General features: G+C 30.7%; 4 protein-coding genes. All 4 read left to right on the top strand.

Features of this window, described 5'->3' with window-relative positions; genetic code table 11:
* A partial coding sequence (locus tag AB0M20_RS26430) for a hypothetical protein (protein WP_364302615.1) occupies positions 1–512 on the top strand: 512 nt, incomplete at its 5' end.
* 350 nt (positions 513–862) lie between these two features.
* A complete protein-coding gene (locus AB0M20_RS26425; protein ID WP_237640146.1) occupies positions 863–4,243 on the top strand; it encodes an LPXTG cell wall anchor domain-containing protein in 3,381 nt (1,126 codons plus the stop codon).
* Positions 4,244–4,325: 82 nt separating this feature from the next.
* Positions 4,326–4,622 (top strand): hypothetical protein, encoded by a 297-nt coding sequence (locus AB0M20_RS26420; protein WP_001832863.1) that lies wholly within the window; start codon positions 4,326–4,328, stop codon positions 4,620–4,622.
* Positions 4,619–5,132 (top strand): CHAP domain-containing protein (locus tag AB0M20_RS26415; RefSeq protein ID WP_364302612.1); only part of this gene is annotated, 514 nt, incomplete at its 3' end. The genes AB0M20_RS26420 and AB0M20_RS26415, both read left to right, overlap by 4 nt.

Genomic DNA, 5,132 nt, shown 5'->3' with positions numbered 1-5,132 from the left:
GAAAATCATATCAACCTAATGTTTATCACACATTAAATGACTATTTTGTTGTTGAAATAGAAGATATACCGAAGGATTACGGCTCATTAAAGTTACATTTTAATTATAAAGATTCAAAAAATGGCGACGATGATTCTAATAGATCAGGAGATTTATATGTATCAGCAGTTGGTAAAAACATTGATAAGAATTTAACTCCTCAATCCAAAAAAACTTATTATAGAGATAGTTATATTTATTTAAAAAATCGTTTAGAAAAAGAAATTGAAGATAAAAAGCGTGACATCAAATACAACAAAGAAAATATCCACAGTATTAAAAAAGAAAATAAAAAGCTCGATGCAAATGATCCGATACTTAGCAAGAAAGAGCAAAGACAAACTCAATCAACGATAGACGATAATAATTCTTCTATTGAATCTTCAAAAGAAAATATCAGTCATGATAAAAAAGCGATTAAAGAAAAACAGAAAAACAAGGAAAATGTAGAAAAAGTAATAAATGATTTGTAAAAAATAATGAAAGGAGGGATGTATAATGATAAACTACAATTGTGTCAAATCAAAAAACAGGAGCAACTCAATTAAGAATTGCTCCCTCTGTAGCGTCAATATTGGTGTGTGAAGCCAATATGACAAGAGATAACGAGATGTGTGAGTAACGTTATCTCTTTTCAACCATAAAAGTATTATTTAGTAAACAAAGGTGTGAATCCTTTGCATATATGCACATACGCTATACGACGTTTTTTGATTTAGACAATCATTAATAAGTCATATATGATGTGCTCTTTTAATAATACTATCTATTTTCTTATAAGTAAACAGAAAAAATTGGTTGTTATATGTGCACTACTCACACAATGCCAAAAGGGAAACAAAAAATTATTAGAAAGTGGGTAAAAATTATGAAAAACAATAACGTTGGTTCTAAAATCTGTATGACAGGATTATCAACAGCATTATTATTGTCAACACTTGGATTAGGAGAGATTGATACAGCACATGCAAAAGATCAAAAGGACGATTCTTCAAGCTCAAAAACGCAAAAGAAATCTAATGAAAAGGTATCACAAAATTCATCAGTTGATGACTCGGATTTAAAAAAAGCAGTACAAAATGCAAAAGATGCAGGTATAGATGTCAAAGAAGGAAACATCCAGCATCATAAAGTTACTGACAAAAGTGTAGACAAAACAAAAACAGAGATACAAGCAGACTATGAAAAACAAATAAAAGATTTAGAAAAAGCTACTAAGAAATATAAAGACGATCAAGAGGCTTATAAGAAAAAAGTCAAAGAAATCAAAGCATATAACGATAAACAACTTAAGGAATATCAAGATAAAGTGAAAAAACAAAAGTCTTCTGTAGATAGTGCAAAAAAGAATCCAGCACAACCAAAGTACAGCGCTAATTTGAGAGGGGAAAAAGGACATTCTTATACAAAATCAGGTTCTTGGCATAATTTAAAATCTAAAACAATTGATAATGATATTCACGTTAGCTCATCTGGAGATGTCAAATCATTTAAAGATTTACAAAACGGTAAATTTGCTATTCATGCTTACTCTGATAAAAAAGGGAAATTGTCTAATGATAAAATTGTTCAAAAGGTATCATGGGGTAATGTTAAGCCAAAAGGAAAAACTGTTGTTAAGGGAGACAAAGTAACTAAAGATTTGCATAATAAAGTACCAAGTTATACAAAACCTGCATATGATACATCAGGGAAAAATAATAAGTTCGGTAAAACTACTCAGCTTCACTCAGTAAAAGCTGGTAATTGGGTAACAATTCCTAATGCTGTTAAATTGGCTAATGGAAAATCAAAAGATTTACAAGTGAAATTTAGTAAGTCTGGTACTAAACTTAAATACGGCGGGGACTACGTTACTTTCTGGAATGAAGGTGGCTCAATTAACTATTATGATGGATCTGCTGATGTTAACCAAGCGCCACCTAAAGATAAAATCACAGCATCATATAAAGTAGGAGACGGAAAAGAAAAATATTTATGGACGGGTGCTACTTTTGATATTGATGGTGGCCAAGAATTAACAATGGAAGATAACAATTCAGCTATTGTAGCGATGGGTGGAGGACTCAAAGCTGATAGCGATAAAGTTAACAAAGTATCAAGTTCTAAATATTTAGGTAGTACATGGGGCAAAAATAAAGGAGCTAACTTATTAGACGGTACTTCATCTGTACCTGATGGTACAGCCATTTTTGCCAAATATAATAATGTAATTAGTCATTCTGTTAATAATACAGGCGTTAAAGGTTCGACATTAGTTGCTAATGGTGACTTTGGTATGCACGTAACAACAAGTATTGCTAAATACCCTACATTAAAAAAAGAACCTAAAAAACCAACACCACCTAAAGTTAATTATAACTTCCATGATATGAGTATTAATCCAACTACAAAAAAATCAGTAAGTAAAAAAGATGTTGGCTATGATAAAGATTATAACTATACATTAGATTATCAATTACCAGTTATTAAGAAAAATAAAAAAGATGGTGCATCACAAGATCAATCAAAAGATGCAAAAGACACTAACCTTGAAAATCCTAAAGATGAAATTAATGGTAAATACAAAAATGACTATCAAACATTTACACTAGGCGATGATTTACCAGATGAATTAAATCTTCAAAAAGATAAAATTAAAGTAACCGATGATAAAGGTAAAGATGTTACTAAGCAGGGTAAACTTGATGTTGATGAAAAACATCAATCATTTAGATGGACGCCTAAAAACCCAGAAGAATTTTCAGCACAGAAACTTAAAGTTAACGTTGTCTCTCAAGTTAATGGAAAAGCAGACTTGAAAAAATGGAAAAAAGACAATGATACATTTGAAATACCCAACACTGGATATTTAGAATTAGATCATAAGAAAATTCCAACAAATAAAGTACCAGTATTTGTGAAGAAAAAAGTAAACAGCGATATCAAAAAGCACATCTTAGAAGATGGAAATCTTAAAGAGCATAATAAATCTAAAAAAGGAAATGACATCAATTATCAACTTGATTACACGTTAGGAAACGATAAAGACTATAAAAAGGTAACTATTAAAGATGATTTAGAGGATGTTGAAGATATTAAAGGCGTTAAAGTTTATTTACCAAAAAATCAAAAGTCAACGCTATCTAAGAAAGAGCGTGAAGATATTGATAAAGCATTGAAAAATGCTCATACAAAACAAGATGAATTTAAACCTGATTCTTCATCATCAAACAAAGATGAACAAAAAAGTAATGATAACATCAAAGATAATGACGATGAACAAAACATTAATATCGACCTTATTAAGAACAACATTGATAAATTGAAAAAAGATAAAGACGGAGAAATTGATGTTGCATCTCTACTTAAAATAACAGACCAAAAAGCTAAAGACATCGCAAAAGATATTCATATTGACGATAATATTGAATATGACAAGTCTCATCATATTAAGCCGGGAACTTATAAAATTAATATTAAAGGCAATAATAAAAAAGACGGCATTGATAAAACGGTTAATTTAAAAGTTGATGACAAAGGTAATATTGAACTGTTACCAAAGGATGGTAAACAAAGTGATGATACAAAAGCCAAAGAAGATAGCAATACAACAAAAAATCAAAAATCACAAAAAGATGATAAATCTACAAAATCAACTCAAGAGTCAGAACGTAAAAACCAAAATAATCAAACTGACATAGACTCTAATAATAGCCATAAGTCAAATACAAAAGACAGTAAAGGACAAGATGGCGATTTAGATATAACAAAATTAGGGGATTTAAAAGTCGATAATAAAAAAGAAAGCTTCGAATGGAGTCCTAAAGATGCAAGTTTACTTAAAGGGAAAAAGGTTAAAGTTCTTTTAAATTCTAAATTTAAAGATGATGTTGATTACAAAAACTTTGCTAAAGGGGATAAATATATCATTCCTAATACATCAGAAATTCAATATGATGATAAAACAGAAAACTCTAATAAGGTGGATACAGAAATACCTAAACCGAAAAAACCTGAAAATGTAGTGCCACCTAAAAAAGAAGAACCTAAAAAACCAGCACCTAAGCCACAAAAACCAGCACCTCAACCTAAGAAAGAGGAATCAAAAAAAGATTTACCAATGACAGGTACAGAAAAATCTGTTGCTGGTGTAATTATTGGTGCTGTACTTATTGGTCTTGCTGGTGTGTCTACTTACTTATATAGAAGAAAACGCTCTTAAGGTTAAGTGAATTAGTTAACGGCACTTTTGGGTGTCGTTAACTTTTTACTCAATATATAAAATTAATTAGGGGGGAGATAGAATGGCTGTTGATCATCTTATTCCAACAGACTATAGAAAGTTAGTTCTAACTGCAACTCAGTATAAAGATCCAATGATGAATTATTTAACTGAAGACTTAGAAAGACGTGATAAATTACTTTTTATTATGGTGCATCATGAGAAAAGTCTTACAGAAATTATAAACTCAGAAGATAAAAATTTGGAAGATGCGCAATTTTGTATCAAACAGCTAGTTAGTAACATTAGTAATTTATATGTTCTGTCAGAAGTGCAAGATATGGATAGAAAGTATCAAAAGGGAGAGATTGAATATTGAGAAAGTGGTTAGTTGTACTTATTATTGCTTTTACAGTCGTTGCTGGATTGCCGTCTAATGCTAATGCTAAAACGACGTACACAACAGATAAACACGTACAAAATATTGCTACAGATCATAGTCAAATCAATAAAAATACAGAAAAACAATTAAATGCTAAACGAGTTCAAACATTTTTAGCAACACAAGATAATATCAATTTTATTAATGATACCTTACAAGGGCGTGGTTGGGACTTTGATAATTTTGCAGGTTACCAGTGTTTTGATTTAGCTAATGTCTACTGGTATCACTTGTACGGTCATGGACTTAATGGAATGTATGCTAAAGATATACCGTTCCAAAATAATTTTACTAATGAGGCGAGCGTACATCAGAATACACCATCTTTTAAGGCATATCCCGGTGACGTAGTTGTTTTTGGTAATTCATATGGTAAGGGAATGGGACACGTTGCTATAGTTACTAATGGTAATGCGGACGGCAATTGGAATCAATTCGAAAGTCTTG

Source organism: Actinoplanes sp. NPDC051633 (assembly GCF_040681735.1).
GTDB lineage: Bacteria > Actinomycetota > Actinomycetes > Mycobacteriales > Micromonosporaceae > Actinoplanes.
This window is presented reverse-complemented; position numbering and strand designations above follow the sequence as displayed.